Below are 14,436 nucleotides of genomic sequence, written 5' to 3' on the forward strand. Positions count from 1 at the left end.
TGAACGCTTCAATAAGACGCAGTTGTGGGGCGGCCGCTAGGCCGTGCCATTCCCAACAACCGGCCGCCCCACAACTGCTACCGCATCGCGTTCATCGGCAGCAAGCGTCGTTATACCGACGCGCGCCGGTTGTACTCTCTACGATTGCTGCGAGCCTTGGCTTTGCGCGTCTCCCGCCTCGCGTGAGAGCATCTTGCGATACTTGCGCCTGCGAAGCGGACGCATGACACGGTCCCACACTCTTTGCAGAAATGCGAGAGAGCGCCCCGAGTTGAGCGGCGTCGACCGGTGGCGAGTAGTGCGCACCACCGCCTCGTTCTCGGCATCAGCGCTAATCTGATCGGGGTAGCCGAAGACCGATACGAGATACGAGTTCGTGTACCGGTGCGTGCGGTCCGAGAACGAGATGGCGTACTCGAGAATTGCGAACGGAAGGTCATCCCAGCGGCGATCGCGCTGATCCCACTCCAGGCGAGGCGCTCGGCTGTCCCGCAGCGGCAGCTTTTCTCCTGAACCAATGTGGGGAATGGAAACTTCATGAGCGAACAGATGCGCGGGGGACGACCCCTCGTCCCACATCGCGATGCAGGAGCACTCCACATCGAACGCAGGTGTAGCCCCGATATTCTCAAGCGTAACGGTTAGTCGCTCAGCTTCAGGTGGCTGACGAGAGTCGGTTCCAGCGAGAGGCACTCGTGCGAACGTGGCGGCGACGTCCGGAGCACTCGCTATCCTGGCTTGCTTTCGGTCGCTTCGCCGAATCAGGACTGCCCAAATACCGGCTACCACTGAGAAAGCGAGAGCCGCAGCCCCAATACGGTCGGAGACAGACCAGTTGCTTGGGGCTAAAAGGAGCTGTCGGATTTCATCGCCGAGTGCCGTCAAGATCCGTCGGATGGCTGGGGGCGTCTGTGTTCGGTATAACGTCAGCTTCTGCTGTGAACGCTCAATAAGAAGGGTTTGGCGGGGCGTCCGCAACTTGCCATCCCAATCACGGACGCCCCGCCAAACCCAATCCGCACCGCGTTCATCGGCAGCAAGCGTCGTTATGTTGCGCCCTCGATGCTAGCGATAGCCTAGGCGAGCAGCCCAGTCGACTTCAGTCCGGAAGCCAGCCTCCGCATCCTTCTTGTCGCCGAGCGCGCGACCCCAGAAGATCCGGTCCGAGTGTGGCGGGCGCCGAGAACGTGCACGGAACGCCTCGTTGATGAGCGCCTTGGTGCAGGCGACGAACACGTGGGCGGCGATGAGAACGTGGTGCTGGGCGCCACGGAACACGTAGTCGCGACGCGACAGCGAGTCTCCGTGCACGATGCCGTTGCGCAGCTGATAGAACCGCTCCGCCCACAGACCGAACACGGTGCGGGACTCGCGATGCTTCTGACCCCAAATGCGATACACGTAGGAAATGCGCCTGTCCCCAGCACGCGCGCAGAGCTCCTCTACTCTATTCTTAAACTCCTTCCGTGGCGCCTTCTCCGGTAGGTCAAGAAGAATCTCGAAGGCCGAAGCCTGCAGAAGGATGCGGGCATTCACATCGAGCGCTGGAGAGTTGTGGTAGCTCTCGCAGAACGCACTGGCGGCGCGCATGATACGTCGCAAGAGGCGCGCGTCTCCGCGTCTCAGGCGAGCGAGTGAGTGCAGAAGTGTCTCGTCGTACTCGAACCGCGACGGAGAGGGAACGTACCCGGGTTTCACGAACTTCGTTGAGCCAATCCGATAGCCAATGCTGGTTAGCGTGAGGATGGTTCCAGAGCTCTCAGAGAGCGAGTTCTTACCAACTTGAAAGTTCTGATACACCACGGAGAAGTTCTCCGTCGTGAACAGTGAATGGCCGGCGTTCGGGCCGACATGGTGGACTCCCGAGGATAGGGAACACAAGAAGAGCATTGCTCGAAACTCTTCAACGGCGCGCTGCCCTGGTTCATCCAGTGGAACGAACTGCTGGCCGCCGACGGTCAGGATGCCAATACCGCGCTGCACTCCACCCCACTCAGAAGACGCTGAGCTGCGATACATACGCATCAGCGAACTCAGATGCGATCGCAATGGACGGTCTGTGATGGACTTTCGGAGGGATTCCCAAGGCGACAACCTGATGTCTCCCCAGGTCACGCTGTCGTGAGAGCGCATGCAGGCCCATGGCATGAACACGACCTGTCCGTAATCGGGCTCTGCCACTCAAGACTCTCCAGTTGACTTCGAGCACGCGCGCGTCAACATAACGTTTGCTTCTGCTGCAGACACTCCATAAGATGCGACCGCGTAGCGGTCGCTACAATAGCGTGGCTGACAGCAGCAAGCTTCGTTATGCCGTCCCCTTCCGAGGCGCTATTCACTCGGCATCGGCGTGGCGACCAACATCGAGCTTACGAGTAGAACGAGCAACCCCGCGCCAAGCTCGACGAGCGACGATCGACGCAGAGCGGCGCTGCCTGACGGCGCTCCGAGCGAAGGCAACACGCGCCGCCAGTTGTACAAGCCCGTTCCCGCCACGATCGCCAGCAACGACAGCTTGACGAGCAGCGTACGCCCGTAAGGGCTCTGCCAGAGAGCCGCGACGCCTCCGAGATTGACCCAGGCGGTGGCGAGTCCGGTGACGCCGAGAAAGGCCGCGAACAACAGCGCGGTGGGGCTGAAGGCGCGCAGTAGTGCTGCGACGCGTAAGTCAGGATCGCCTCCTCCGTCGGAACCGATGCGAATGGCGGCCGGAACAGAGACGAAAGTGAGCAGGGCGAGGCTCCCGATCCACCCGCCGGCGCCAATGATGTGAACGAGCTGCGCGGCGATCGCCAGCAACGGCATCGCGGCGGCAGCGGGGTGACCGGACCAAGGTTGAGTGGCGGCGAAGACAAGGACTGCAGCCGAGGCAGCCGCCCAATGACTCGGAGTGGCACTTCGAAGACGTGGTGCCAGCCAAGTGACGGTTGCGGCGCTCGCGATCGCGACCCACCAGCTCCGCCCCCAACCGGCGCGGAAAAGGAGCGTCGAAAGCGACTCCGCGGACGGCTTGACGTCCGCACCGAACACGGCGGCGTGCTGCGCGCCGAGTCGCGCGAATGTGGCGACGACCGCCACGACTCCCAATCCGTCGATCCATCGCGCAAGCTGAACATCCGATGCTGCGCGAAGTACATCGGCATCAGGCCCCGCGTACCGCCGCAGCACGACGAACCGCAATGCGAGCGCCCCGAGCAGCAGAACGCTACAGAGCGAGAGCACCGCGCGAATGCCGACATACGCGAGCGACTCGACGCCGAACTCGGAAGCGACTGGCATCCGACCGCCTTAGCGGCGCTCGGGACGGCTTGCACCAGGAGCCGCCGCAAGCACTTCGAAACTGAACGCTCCGCGCACCGGATGTCCGTCGTCACCCGTGACTTGCCACCGCACGGTGTAGCGACCGGGCGCGAGGGTACCGACGATGGTGGCAGTGACGGACTTGTCGTCGCCGGCGACGAGTCTGAGTGAGTCCAGTCGCACTGCCATCTCGCCGTGATGCAAGGAGACGCGGGTGAGCGCGAGGTCAAGCGCTTCATTAAAGCTCAGCGTCACCTGCTGCGGTGGCGAGTTCGTCCGGCCGTCCGCTGCCGGGGTTGACTTGAGAAGTCGCGGATGTGCGCTGGCAGCGCTGAGCGGCGCGACGAGTACAAGCGCGGCGCCAAGGACCACGAAAGGTGTGCGGAGGTTCATTGCGGGGGCGGGAGAAAGTGAGTCGTTTACGCTGTGTAAAGCATACGAGATCAGGCCCGCGCTGCGCAAGGGCGGGCGTTGTTCCATCCTCCCGGAACTAGCGGCTTGTGCGGCGACCGATCTCGTGAGGACACCCCGTGCCCTCGGCGCTAAGGACCACCCACCCCCTGCAGAACAGATGCGTGAGCGGATTCTCTCCCGGATGGTCGCAGTGCGCCGGGCCGTGTTCGGCGTGCAGGCCGGGATCGCTCAGTGGATGCAGTACCATCACGCCGGAACTCCAGGCGAACAGCAACGCGACTGTCGCCGAGAGCAACGAGCCGGTCGACGTGTGCGAGACGGCTGCGACATCCTCGCCGGCGAGCCGACGGATGCGCCGCGGCAGCAAGTCCGCTCGCTGGAAACCCACGCCCGCTTCGACCGCAGGCGCGCTGCTGCCGAGCTTGAGCACGGCGGAAGCCAATGGGAGCGCCAATCGAGGCGACACCTCATCGTCTGCGGTGATCTCTACTTCGTCTTCCAGGTCCGTCGCCACTCGCCGGAGTACGGGTAGCCAGAACAAGAGCGACGCAAGGGTCCGCAGTGCAAAGAGTCGCAGCGGATCGCGCCGCCGCAGGTGGGCGGCCTCGTGTGCGAGTACGGCGGTGAGTTCGTCAAGCGAAAGGCGTGCGGGCAGATCCGCCGCGATGATGACCTGCGGTGTCACCCACCCACTTGTGAACGCCGGCGTGGGCAAGCCGCGCACCGTTCGCACTTGCTCCGTGTTCAGCCCGGCCGCCATCGCCGCGCGGCCAACAGCGGTGTCCGCCCCGACTCGTGCCTTCGGCAGACGGCGCATGACGCCCCAATGTCTCCACAGCACGCGTCCCCGTTCCAAGAAGGCGAAGCCGACGCCCGCGTAGAGCACCCAGTGCGCGACATCGTGGACCGGTTCGAGCAACTGATGCAAGGCGACGAGGCACAGCATCGCCAAGTGATGCTGCTCGGCGGACAGCCACGGCACGGCACCGAGCACGTGATGCCCGACGACCGGCGTGATGCCGAGCAGCAACAGCCCGGCGATGGCAAGGAGCAGGAGCCGACGCCTTCTCTCTTCGCGGCGGATGACTGGTGGCCGGACACCGACACTGCCCGCCGCCACGTTTTCAGCCACCCTGCTCGCGCAGTCTCCGGCGGATCAGCCGTCCCAACTCCTCGAGTTGTTCGGGGTCACGCTCGGCGAGCACATCCACGATCGAGGCAGTGACAGCCTCCGCGCCGAGCGAGAGAAGGCCTTCGACCGCGCGACGCGAGGCCTGCGTGACGAAGGACGACTCGTCGACACGCGGACTGAAATGCAGCAGCCCGTCCACCCGGGCACGCGAGAGATACCCTTTCGCAACCAGCCGATTGAGCACCGTAGTGCTCGTCAAGGGTGAAACGGGATGCTCGTCGCGCAGACGCTCGTGAATCTCGCGCGCGCTCAGCGGACGCCCCGAGTCCCAGCACAGGCGCATCAACCGAGACTCAAGCTCACCAAGCACGGTTCCCACGCCACTGCCGGAGAACTTCATCGTCTCGGGGAGGCGGGGTGTCTTCGGAGAATGAATACGGCGCTTTCGTGGAGTCATACCTTGAACATACCGGGATTGAGGTGCTCAGGGCAGCGGCCAATGCTCACGGCATCGGTGGATCGCTGGGGCGGCGTGGTCGGCTCGCAGTCTGGGTCAGCCGAACGATCCATCGGGCTCCGCGCCGCTCGAGAACTGCCGTACCGCGGCCTACAACATCTGCCTTGCCGTTCGGCAGGTCCGCAGTCAATGCGTACCGAAACGTCGCCCACGCTAGATCGCCGGACACGCGAGCCTCGATCTCGAATGGCCGGTATCGAAAGTTGCTGAACTCCTTGAGCTCAGGCGCGAGATGATTGTCACGATAGTCGGCCCAGCCACGATTGATGCCGGCCCCTTCGATGACCAGCAGACTGTCGCCGGCGTAGATGGAGTCGAGCGCCGCCAAGTCGCCGCGTTCCGCGGCGGCGAAGAGCGCCCTGATGGTCTGGACAACCGCAGCCTGCGCGTCGGAAGACGGGGCGTGGCCCGCGTGGCCGGAGTGGTCCTGCGCTGCGGCGCGACCGGTCACGGCAAAAGACAATGCGGCGACAATTGCGAGACGACGTAGGGCGAGGGGCATTGGACGCGGGGTTGGGGGCGACGGTGGGAACGAACAGTACCGCAGGGAGTTTACTCTGCGTAATGTGCCAGCGGCAAGTGCCCGTCCCGGCGGATGTCCAGCCCAGGCGGCTTTACTGCTCGTAAAACTGCTGCTACATTAAAGACGGCGGTGTGCCGTCGCTCTGCGAAGGGCCGATGGCTCACCACCCGACCCCACGAGCGATGTTCGATTCCCCGTGACCGTTCCGATGACAGTTTCCCGCCGACACTTTCTCGGTGCCACCACACTGCTGGGCGCCGCCTCTGCGTTGCCCCCGCGGCTGCTCGCAATGGCGCCGGACGCTTCCAATCTCGATGCGGGCCTCGGACCACTTCCGCCATCGCCGAATGGCGTTCGAGAGTACGATCTGACGATCGCGGAGACAACTCTCCGTCTGGACGGTCGTAACGCGCGCGCGACCACGATCAATGGCACCCTGCCCGGCCCCATCCTCCGATTCCGCGAGGGGGAACAAGCCGTCATCCGCGTGCACAACACGCTCTCGGAGGACACGTCCATCCACTGGCACGGCATCATTTTGCCGCCCGAAATGGATGGGGTGCCCGGACTGAGCTTTCCCGGCATTCGACCCGGCGAGACCTTCGAGTACCGCTTCTCGGTGAATCAGGCGGGCACGTATTGGTATCACAGCCACTCCGGCCTGCAAGAGCAGCTCGGGCATTACGGGGCCCTGATCATTGAGCCCGCCGAGCGCTCCGGACCCGCCTGCGACCGCGAGCACGTCCTCGTACTCTCCGACTGGACCTTCGAGAACCCGTATCGCGTGCTCTCTCAGCTCAAGAAGCAGCCCGACGCGTACAACTATCAGCGTCGCACGGTCGCCGACTTTTTCCGCGACGTGGCGCGCGACGGTCTCGGTGCCACCGTCGGTGACCGCTGGATGTGGGCCGGGATGCGAATGAACCCCACGGACATCGCCGACGTCACGGGCGCGACCTACTGCTACTTGCTCAACGGCCAGGTCGCCGAGGCGCCGTGGGTGGCGCAGTTCGCGCCGGGGGAGCGTGTGCTGCTGCGGATCATCAATGCGGCGGCCGGCTCGTACTTCGACGTGCGCGTGCCCGGGTTGCCGATGACCGTCGTGCAGGTCAGCGGCCAGCCAGTGGAGCCGATCGAGACCGACGAGTTTCGCATCGCCATCGCCGAGACCTATGATGTGATCGTGCAGGTTCCCGACGGTCGCGCCTACGCCGTGTACGCTGAGGCGATGGATCGCAGCGGGTTCACCGCCGCGACGCTGGCGCCGCAGCCGGGGATGGTCGCCAACTTGCCGCCACGCCGGAAGCGTCCACTCCTGACGATGGCGGATATGGGGATGGACCACTCCGCGATGGGTGGGGAGGGGATGGATCACTCGTCGATGGGGCACGAGACGCCGCCCAGCGCGCCGTCGGGCCGAGTGCCATCGACCGCCGCGACTGACGAACACGCAGGTCACGACATGGGCGCGATGGATCTCGCGTCGTCGCGTCGTGCGCCGGGTTCGCTGCCGACCGAGACCGCGCACGGTCCGGACACCCACGGCGTGGGGAACGCGATGGTCCCGGTGAGCACGAAGAGTCGACTCGCAGAACCGGGGGTTGGCCTCGGCGAAGACGGACGGCGAGTCCTGCTCTACTCGCAGCTGCGCTCGGTCGCCCCGTACCCCGAGTTTCGTGCACCGACTCGTGAGATCGAGGTTCACCTGACGGGCAATATGGAACGCTTCACGTGGGCGATCGATGGCGTCCCATACGATCGGGCGGCACCGATCGACCTCACGTTCGGCGAGCGCGTTCGCCTCACGATGGTGAACGACACGATGATGAATCACCCGATGCACCTCCACGGGATGTGGATGGAACTCGAGAACGGACAGGGCGATCGCAGTCCACGCATCCACACGATCAACGTGAAGCCCGCGGAGCGCGTGTCGTTGCTGGTCACGGCGGATGCACCAGGCCGTTGGGCGTTCCACTGCCACGTGCTCTACCATATGGAGGTGGGAATGTTTCGCGAGGTACGCGTGAGTGCGCCAACGGGTCACGAGGGGCATCACGATGCCGCGTGAGCGCGGGGTGAAACGTGCCGTCATCGCCCTTCATCTTGCGATCGCGCTCTGTGGCGCGGGACGCGCCGCGTCCGCTCAGGTACGCGACAGCGTGCCGCACGCGGGGACGCACGGAATGGGTTGGGGTCGCGAGACCTTCGTGCTGACGGAAGTGCTCGAGTACGATCCATCGGGTGGCGAGCGTCCGATGCTGTTCGACGTGCTTGCCTGGACCGGCGGCGCGAGCCGTCGCCTGTGGTTCAAGGCGGATGGAAGCGCGGCCACGGTGGAGCGCGCGACGCACGGCGAGTATCAGCTGCTGTACGGCCGGATGTTGAGCCCGTGGTGGGACCTACAGCTCGGCGCGCGCGCGGACCTGCGTACCGCGCCAGGCGCGAACGCGACGCGGGCGGGTGCCGTGGTCGGCCTCCAAGGCCTCGCGCCTGGCTGGTTCGAGCTGGAACCGTCACTCTTCGTGACGTCAGGGGGGAACCTGTCGTTCGACCTGACGGCTTCGTACGATCTGTTCCTCACGCAGCGCGTGGTACTGCAGCCGCGCCTAGAGTCCACCGTGGCGCTGAAGGACGACGAAGCGTTCGGCATCGGACGCGGATTGAGCAGCACGTCATTCGCGTTGCGGACGCGATTCGAGATCCGTCGGGAGTTTGCACCATACGTGGGTGTGGTGTGGGAGCGCGGTTACGGACGCAGTGCGGAATTGGCGCGGCTGGCTGGTGAGTCCGCCGGAAACTCCCTCTTGGTTGCAGGCCTACGGTTGTGGAGGTAGCGCGGGAGGAGTGATGCATCACCCAGATGAGCGGAAACATTCGGCGCACGAACCGCGCCGTCATACAACGATCGCTGCCGGGCGCGCTGAGCGCGCAGCAGGTGTCGCACACGAGTCTGAGGCCCGACACGCCCAGCACTCTCACCACGCCGGCCACGACCGCCACGCCGGCCACAGCCCCGCGATGTTCCGCCAGAAGTTCTGGCTTTCGCTGCTCCTGACGATCCCCGTCGTCGTGTGGGCGGAACACATCCAGTCACTGCTCGGCTACACGGCGCCTTCATTTCCGTGGTCGCACCGACTACCGGCGGTGCTCGGCACCGCCGTCTTCTTCTACGGCGGACTGGTCTTCCTCCGCGGCGCCTGGGGAGAACTGCGCAGCCGGCTACCGGGAATGATGACGCTCATCTCCCTCGCCATCACCGTGGCGTTCGTCTTCTCGGCGGTCGTTGAGCTCGGGTTCATCGAGGCCGAGGCGTTATGGTGGGAGTCGGCAACGCTCATCACGATCATGCTCCTGGGCCACTGGATCGAGATGCGATCGATCTCCGAGGCCAGCGGCGCCCTGCAGGAGCTGGCGAAGCTGATTCCCGATATGGCGCATCGAGTGATCGAGAGCGGCGAGGAGGACGTCGCGGTCGGCGCGCTGCGTTCGGGCGACGTGCTGATCGTCCGGCCGGGCGAGAACATCCCGGCGGACGGAATCGTCCGGAAAGGACGAAGCGACGTCAACGAATCGATGATCACCGGCGAGTCGCGTCCGGTCACCAAGAACGAGGGCGCAGAGGTGATCGCCGGGACGATCAACGGCACGGGGTCGCTGCGCATCGAGGTGACCGGCACCGGCGACACGACCAAGCTCTCGGGCATCATGCGGCTGGTGTCCGATGCGCAGCGATCCAAGTCGCGTGTCCAGCACCTCGCGGACCGGGCCGCGCAGGTCCTGACCGTCGTCGCCATCGTCGCCGGAGCCGCGACCTTCGTGGCGTGGCAGTTGCTTGGCGCGCCGATCGACTTCGCGATGACGCGCCTGGTGACGGTCTTGGTCATCTCCTGCCCGCACGCGCTGGGGCTAGCGGTGCCGCTCGTCGTCGCCATCTCGACGACGCTCGGCGTACACGGCGGCCTTCTCGTGCGTGATCGTCGCGGATTGGAGGAGGCGCGGCTCCTCGATACGGTCATCTTCGACAAGACCGGCACGCTCACGCTCGGAGAGTTCCGCGTCGTGGATCTCGGGGTCCGCGAAGGGACAGCGCCGGATGACGCGCTGGCCATCGCGGCCGCGATCGAGACCGAGTCCGAGCACCCGATCGCCCGCGGCATCGTGAAGACGGCCGTCGAGCGCACGCTGGCGCTGCCGGGCGTCGTAGGCTTTAGGGCCATTCCAGGCCGCGGCGTGGAGGCGACGGTGAACGGAGCGACGTACCGCATCGGCGGCCCCGCCTTGCTGGAGCAGGTGGCTGCCGATGTGACCGAATCGCTCCGCAGCGTCGCGGAACATGCCGCGGCGCGGGGGCAGGCGGCCATCTACCTGTTGCACGAGAGGGCGGCAATCGCCGTGTTCGTCGTGGCCGATGCGATCCGGGAGGAGAGTCGTGCAGCCATCGACGCGCTGCACGCAGCAGGCATCGAGGTCGCGATGCTCACGGGCGACGCGGAACCCGTGGCGAAGGCGGTGGCCGCGGACCTCGGCATCGACACGGTATTCGCCCGAGTGCTCCCGGAGGATAAGGCGTCTCGGGTGCGGGCCCTTCAGGCGCAGGGAAAGAAGGTCGCGATGGTGGGCGACGGCGTCAACGATGCGCCGGCGCTCGCCACCGCCGACATCGGCATCGCGATCGGCGCCGGCACGGACGTGGCGGTCGAGGCGGGCCACATCGTGTTGGTGCGTTCCGATCCGCGGGACATCCCTCGCATCGTGACGCTGTCGCGCGCCACATACCGGAAGATGATCCAGAACCTCTGGTGGGCCGCAGGCTACAACATCGTCGCGATTCCGCTCGCGGCGGGCGTACTGTCGGCGTGGGGCATCCTGCTGACGCCTGCCGTCGGCGCGGTCCTGATGTCGGCGAGCACGGTCGTGGTCGCGATCAATGCGCAGCTGCTACGGCGCGTGAGGTTGTGATATGACGATGCCGACGTCCTTCGACGTGTTGGCGGACCTGCGCTTGGCCGCGCTCGTCGGCGCGAACAGCATCGAAGACCAGCAGCGCGTCCAAAGAATCGCAGCGGAGGCCGCTGCTTCCTTCACCACGATGGCCCAGGTCCGGAACGGCGTCACGATCTTCGGATCGGCTCAGGCGGCGGCGGAAACGCGCTGGGGCGCACTGGCCGAGGAGGTGGCCGCGCAACTGGCTGCCGCCGGCTTCACGGTGATCACTGGCGGTGGTCCAGGGCTGATGGCAGCGGCGAACCGCGGCGCTCGCGGCGCGGGCGCCGCGTCAGTTGGCCTCACCATCGAGTTGCCGCACGACGAGCCGCCCAATGTCCATCTCACGCTCCGAGTGCCGTTCCACTACTTCTTCCTGCGGAAGCTCGCGCTGGTGCGCCACAGTTGCGCGTTCGTGCTCCTGCCGGGGGGATTCGGTACGCTCGACGAGCTGTTCGAGGCGCTGAATCTCCGTCGAACGAACCGACTGGAATCGTTCCCCGTGATCCTCGTCGGCGCGGAGTACTGGCTGGGGCTCGTCGCGTGGTTGCGCGACACGGCGGTTCCCGGCGGCACAATCACGCCAGAGGACGTTGCGGGCCTGACGGTCACGGACGATCCGCTCGAGGTCGTTGCGCGCGTGGCGCACTGTCACGCGACGCTTTGCCAGGCGCTCGGCATCGCCCTCCCGCCAAGCACGGGCGCACAATAGACCACTGACGCAGTGCAATCACGCCGAGCGAATGCATCCAGCTGTGGCGCGATTGCCGCACCGAGTCCGGTGTGACGACGCGGCCACGTTGGCGGGGCCGCTGAGGGTGAAACGTAGTCGTGGGAATTTACCTTACGTAAAATAGGGACATCGGCGACAGCCCGGCCACTGGCATCCGGCGAAGCTTCGTGAACCGTCGTGCCCGTGCCATCGGGGCAGGGCCACCCACCACGAAGGAGAGACACGTGAGCCGAGGGTTCAGACCAGTGCAGCGACGGATGATTGGGAGGCTCATCCAGTTCTCGATTCTGGGAGCGCTGGCGCAGCTGACGCCCCTTGAGGCGGTGCGTGCCCAAGCGAGCGCCGCGGCGGCGCGCGGACCGCAGGCTCCGAGCCTGTCGCTTTCGCAGCTCTACGCGGCGGCAGACAGCGTGAACCCGCGACTTCGAGCAGCGGCAGCTCGCGCGGACGCCGTTGCCGCGCAGGCCGTCACCGCGACGCGGCCGCCCGATCCGCGCGTCCAACTCGGCTTGATGAATCGGGAGTTGCCCGGACTCGCGCAGATGGATCCCCTGGGGATGACGCAACTGCAGGTGATGCAGATGCTGCCCACGGCCGGCAAACTGGGACTGTCGGCCACCGTTGCCCGAACGCGTGCGACGGCCGAGGCCTTCCGTGCGCGCGACCTGCGGTGGGAAGTGCGGGCCGCAGTGGCGGCGGCGTTCTACGAGCTGTATCGCGTCGAGCGGGCCGTCTCGATCGCTCGCGAGACGCGTCTCCTTCTGGAGAACGTCTCGGCCGTCGCCGACGCGATGTATCGCGTCGGCGAGGCTCCACAGGCTGACGTGTTGAAGGCGCGGGTCGAAGTGGCCCGAATGACGGAGGAGATCACGGTGATGGAGGCGATGCGGCGCGTCGCGCTCGCTCGCCTCGGCGGGCTATTGGACCGTTCGCTTGGAGACTCGACGCCGCCGGCGGCGCTGCCGACGTTCCCCACATCCCTGCCAACGCAGCCCGAACTGGAGGACATCGCCCTGCAGGGCCGCCCGATGCTGTTGGCTGGTGACGCGGAGGTCGCGGCGGCGGAGGCCGCACGCAGGCTCGCGTATCGGGAGCTCATTCCTGACGTGGAGCTAGGGCTCCAGTATGGCCAGCGCGCCGGTGCGACTGGCCCTGAGCGAATGGGAAGCCTGATGCTCGGGACTTCCGTCCCCATCTTCGCGCGCCAACGCCAACTGCCGATGCGCGCCGAGGCAGAAGCGATGCGGGCGATGGCAGTGGCCGATCTCACGGCGATGCGCGCCGAGACCCGCGCGCGCATCGGAGCGGCGTATGCCGAGTGGCAGCGTGCGCGAAATCTCCAAACGCTGTATCGGAGCACGGTGCTGCCGCAGGCGCGTGCTGCCGTAGAGGCGGCGCTCGCTTCCTATCGCGTCGGCGGCGTCAACCTGATGACACTGCTCGACAATCAGGTCACGGTGAATCGCTATGAGCAAGAGTTGGCGGCGATTGAGGCAATGGAAGGCGTGGCGCTGGCAGAACTGGAGATGTTGATGGGACGTGAACTCTTTGACGCAGCAGGCGGACGCGAAACGCCGGGGGATCGATGATGAACGAGACAGGCACGCGCATCGGGTGGCGTGGCATCGCGCTGGGCACGCTCGTGCTGGCGGTGGCGGGCGGCGTGGCGTGGTGGGCGACACGCGACTCGAGCGCACCGGAGGCGGCGGCTGGCCACGCGCACGGCGCGTCATCGGCCGGCGGTACGTCAACTCCCGTGATGCTCGACTCCGCGCAGGCCACGCGTATCGGCGTGACGTACGCGCGGGCCGAGCAAGGCGCGCTACAGCTCGCTGTGCGTAGCGTGGGGCAAGTGACCTACGACGAGACACGGGTGCGCACCGTAAGCCTCAAGTTCGATGGGTGGGTGGAGCGGCTCTTCGTGGACTTCACCGGACGCGACGTGCGCGCCGGGGAACCCCTGCTGACCACCTACTCGCCGATGCTGGCGAGCGCAGAGGATGAGTTGGTGCTCGCCGGTCGTCTCGTCCGCGACGTGCAGAATGCGGACAGTTCCACCCGTGCGGGCGCGGAGCGCCTCTTGGTCGGCGCACGGACACGGTTGCGCAATTGGGATTTACCCGGCGAAGAGATCGCGCGCGTCGAGGCCAGCGGCGAGAGCCGCCGGACGCTCGAGATCCGCGCCCCGTACGACGGGGTGGTGGTCGAGAAGCTCGTCTTCGAGGGCCAGCGGGTGATGGCGGGCGATCCGCTCCTGCGCATCGCGGACCTGCGACGCGTCTGGGTGGACGCTGAGATCTTCGAGCGCGACCTCGCACTCGTTCGGCTTGGTCAGCGCGTCACGGTGGAGCTCGACGCGTTCCCGGGGCGCCCGCGCAGCGGGCCCATCGTATTCCTGCAACCCGTCGTGGATCCGCAGACACGGACGTTGCGCGTGCGCGTCGAGCTCGACAACTCGGACCGCCAACTGCGCCCAGGGATGTACGCGACGATCCGGCTGCGGGCAACGGCGTCGGCGGCGGCGGTGCTCGTGCCTCGTTCCGCGGTGTTGTCCACGGGACGACGGAACATCGTGTTTGTCCGGCTGGATGACGGGATGCTCGAGCCGCGTGAAGTCGTGCTCGGGCTCGCGTCGGACGACCGCATCGAGATCCGGTCCGGACTCGCCGTCGGCGAGTGGGTGGTCTCGTCCGCGACTTTCCTGGTGGATGCCGAATCCAACCTGGGGTCAGCGCTCGGCGGAATGGCTGAGATGCCCGGAATGGCGCCGCCGCCGAAGGTAGCACCGCCGCCGACTGCGCCGCCGACCACCCACGACCACTGAGGTCGCC

General features: G+C 66.1%; 12 protein-coding genes. 6 read left to right on the forward strand and 6 right to left on the reverse strand.

All coding sequences use genetic code 11. The features are described from left to right. Positions 1–1,065 precede the first annotated feature (1,065 nt). The 6 genes from KF689_00005 to KF689_00030 form a co-directional block, all read right to left on the reverse strand. On the reverse strand, positions 1,066–1,983 hold the full coding sequence (locus KF689_00005) for a hypothetical protein (GenBank protein MBX3131749.1): 918 nt from the start codon (positions 1,981–1,983) through the stop codon (positions 1,066–1,068). Between the two features lie 348 nt (positions 1,984–2,331). Then, the gene (locus KF689_00010) at positions 2,332–3,180 is read right to left on the reverse strand and encodes a CopD family protein (protein MBX3131750.1); all 849 of its coding nucleotides are present in this window, start codon (positions 3,178–3,180) and stop codon (positions 2,332–2,334) included. 108 nt (positions 3,181–3,288) lie between these two features. Further along, entirely contained in the window at positions 3,289–3,780 is a 492-nt protein-coding gene (locus tag KF689_00015) for a copper resistance protein CopC (GenBank protein ID MBX3131751.1), read from the reverse strand. A 10-nt stretch (positions 3,781–3,790) separates the two neighbouring features. Then, complete coding sequence (locus KF689_00020; GenBank protein MBX3131752.1) at positions 3,791–4,846, reverse strand: M56 family metallopeptidase; 1,056 nt, start codon at positions 4,844–4,846, stop codon at positions 3,791–3,793. Continuing rightward, on the reverse strand, positions 4,839–5,246 hold the full coding sequence (locus KF689_00025) for a BlaI/MecI/CopY family transcriptional regulator (protein ID MBX3131753.1): 408 nt from the start codon (positions 5,244–5,246) through the stop codon (positions 4,839–4,841). Before KF689_00025 ends, KF689_00020 begins: the two co-directional genes overlap by 8 nt. A gap of 103 nt (positions 5,247–5,349) precedes the next feature. Continuing rightward, positions 5,350–5,865, reverse strand: a complete 516-nt coding sequence (locus tag KF689_00030) for a nuclear transport factor 2 family protein (protein ID MBX3131754.1) — start codon at positions 5,863–5,865, stop codon at positions 5,350–5,352. A 229-nt stretch (positions 5,866–6,094) separates the two neighbouring features. On the opposite strand from KF689_00030, the gene KF689_00035 reads away from it, so the two are divergent. From KF689_00035 to KF689_00060, 6 genes are all read left to right on the forward strand, one after another. Continuing rightward, entirely contained in the window at positions 6,095–7,957 is a 1,863-nt protein-coding gene (locus tag KF689_00035) for a copper resistance system multicopper oxidase (GenBank protein ID MBX3131755.1), read from the forward strand. Between the two features lie 7 nt (positions 7,958–7,964). Further along, positions 7,965–8,723: a copper resistance protein B gene (locus tag KF689_00040; protein ID MBX3131756.1), complete on the forward strand. Its 759-nt coding sequence runs from the start codon at positions 7,965–7,967 to the stop codon at positions 8,721–8,723. 13 nt (positions 8,724–8,736) lie between these two features. Then, on the forward strand, positions 8,737–10,848 hold the full coding sequence (locus KF689_00045; GenBank protein MBX3131757.1) for a copper-translocating P-type ATPase: 2,112 nt from the start codon (positions 8,737–8,739) through the stop codon (positions 10,846–10,848). 1 nt (position 10,849) lies between these two features. Then, entirely contained in the window at positions 10,850–11,584 is a 735-nt protein-coding gene (locus KF689_00050) for a TIGR00730 family Rossman fold protein (protein ID MBX3131758.1), read from the forward strand. 278 nt (positions 11,585–11,862) lie between these two features. Beyond that, the gene (locus KF689_00055; protein MBX3131759.1) at positions 11,863–13,194 is read left to right on the forward strand and encodes a TolC family protein; all 1,332 of its coding nucleotides are present in this window, start codon (positions 11,863–11,865) and stop codon (positions 13,192–13,194) included. Next, on the forward strand, positions 13,191–14,429 hold the full coding sequence (locus KF689_00060) for an efflux RND transporter periplasmic adaptor subunit (protein MBX3131760.1): 1,239 nt from the start codon (positions 13,191–13,193) through the stop codon (positions 14,427–14,429). Before KF689_00055 ends, KF689_00060 begins: the two co-directional genes overlap by 4 nt. The last annotated feature ends 7 nt before the right edge of the window (positions 14,430–14,436 follow it).

The sequence above is a fragment of the Gemmatimonadaceae bacterium genome (genome assembly GCA_019637355.1).
Lineage (GTDB): Bacteria > Gemmatimonadota > Gemmatimonadetes > Gemmatimonadales > Gemmatimonadaceae > Pseudogemmatithrix.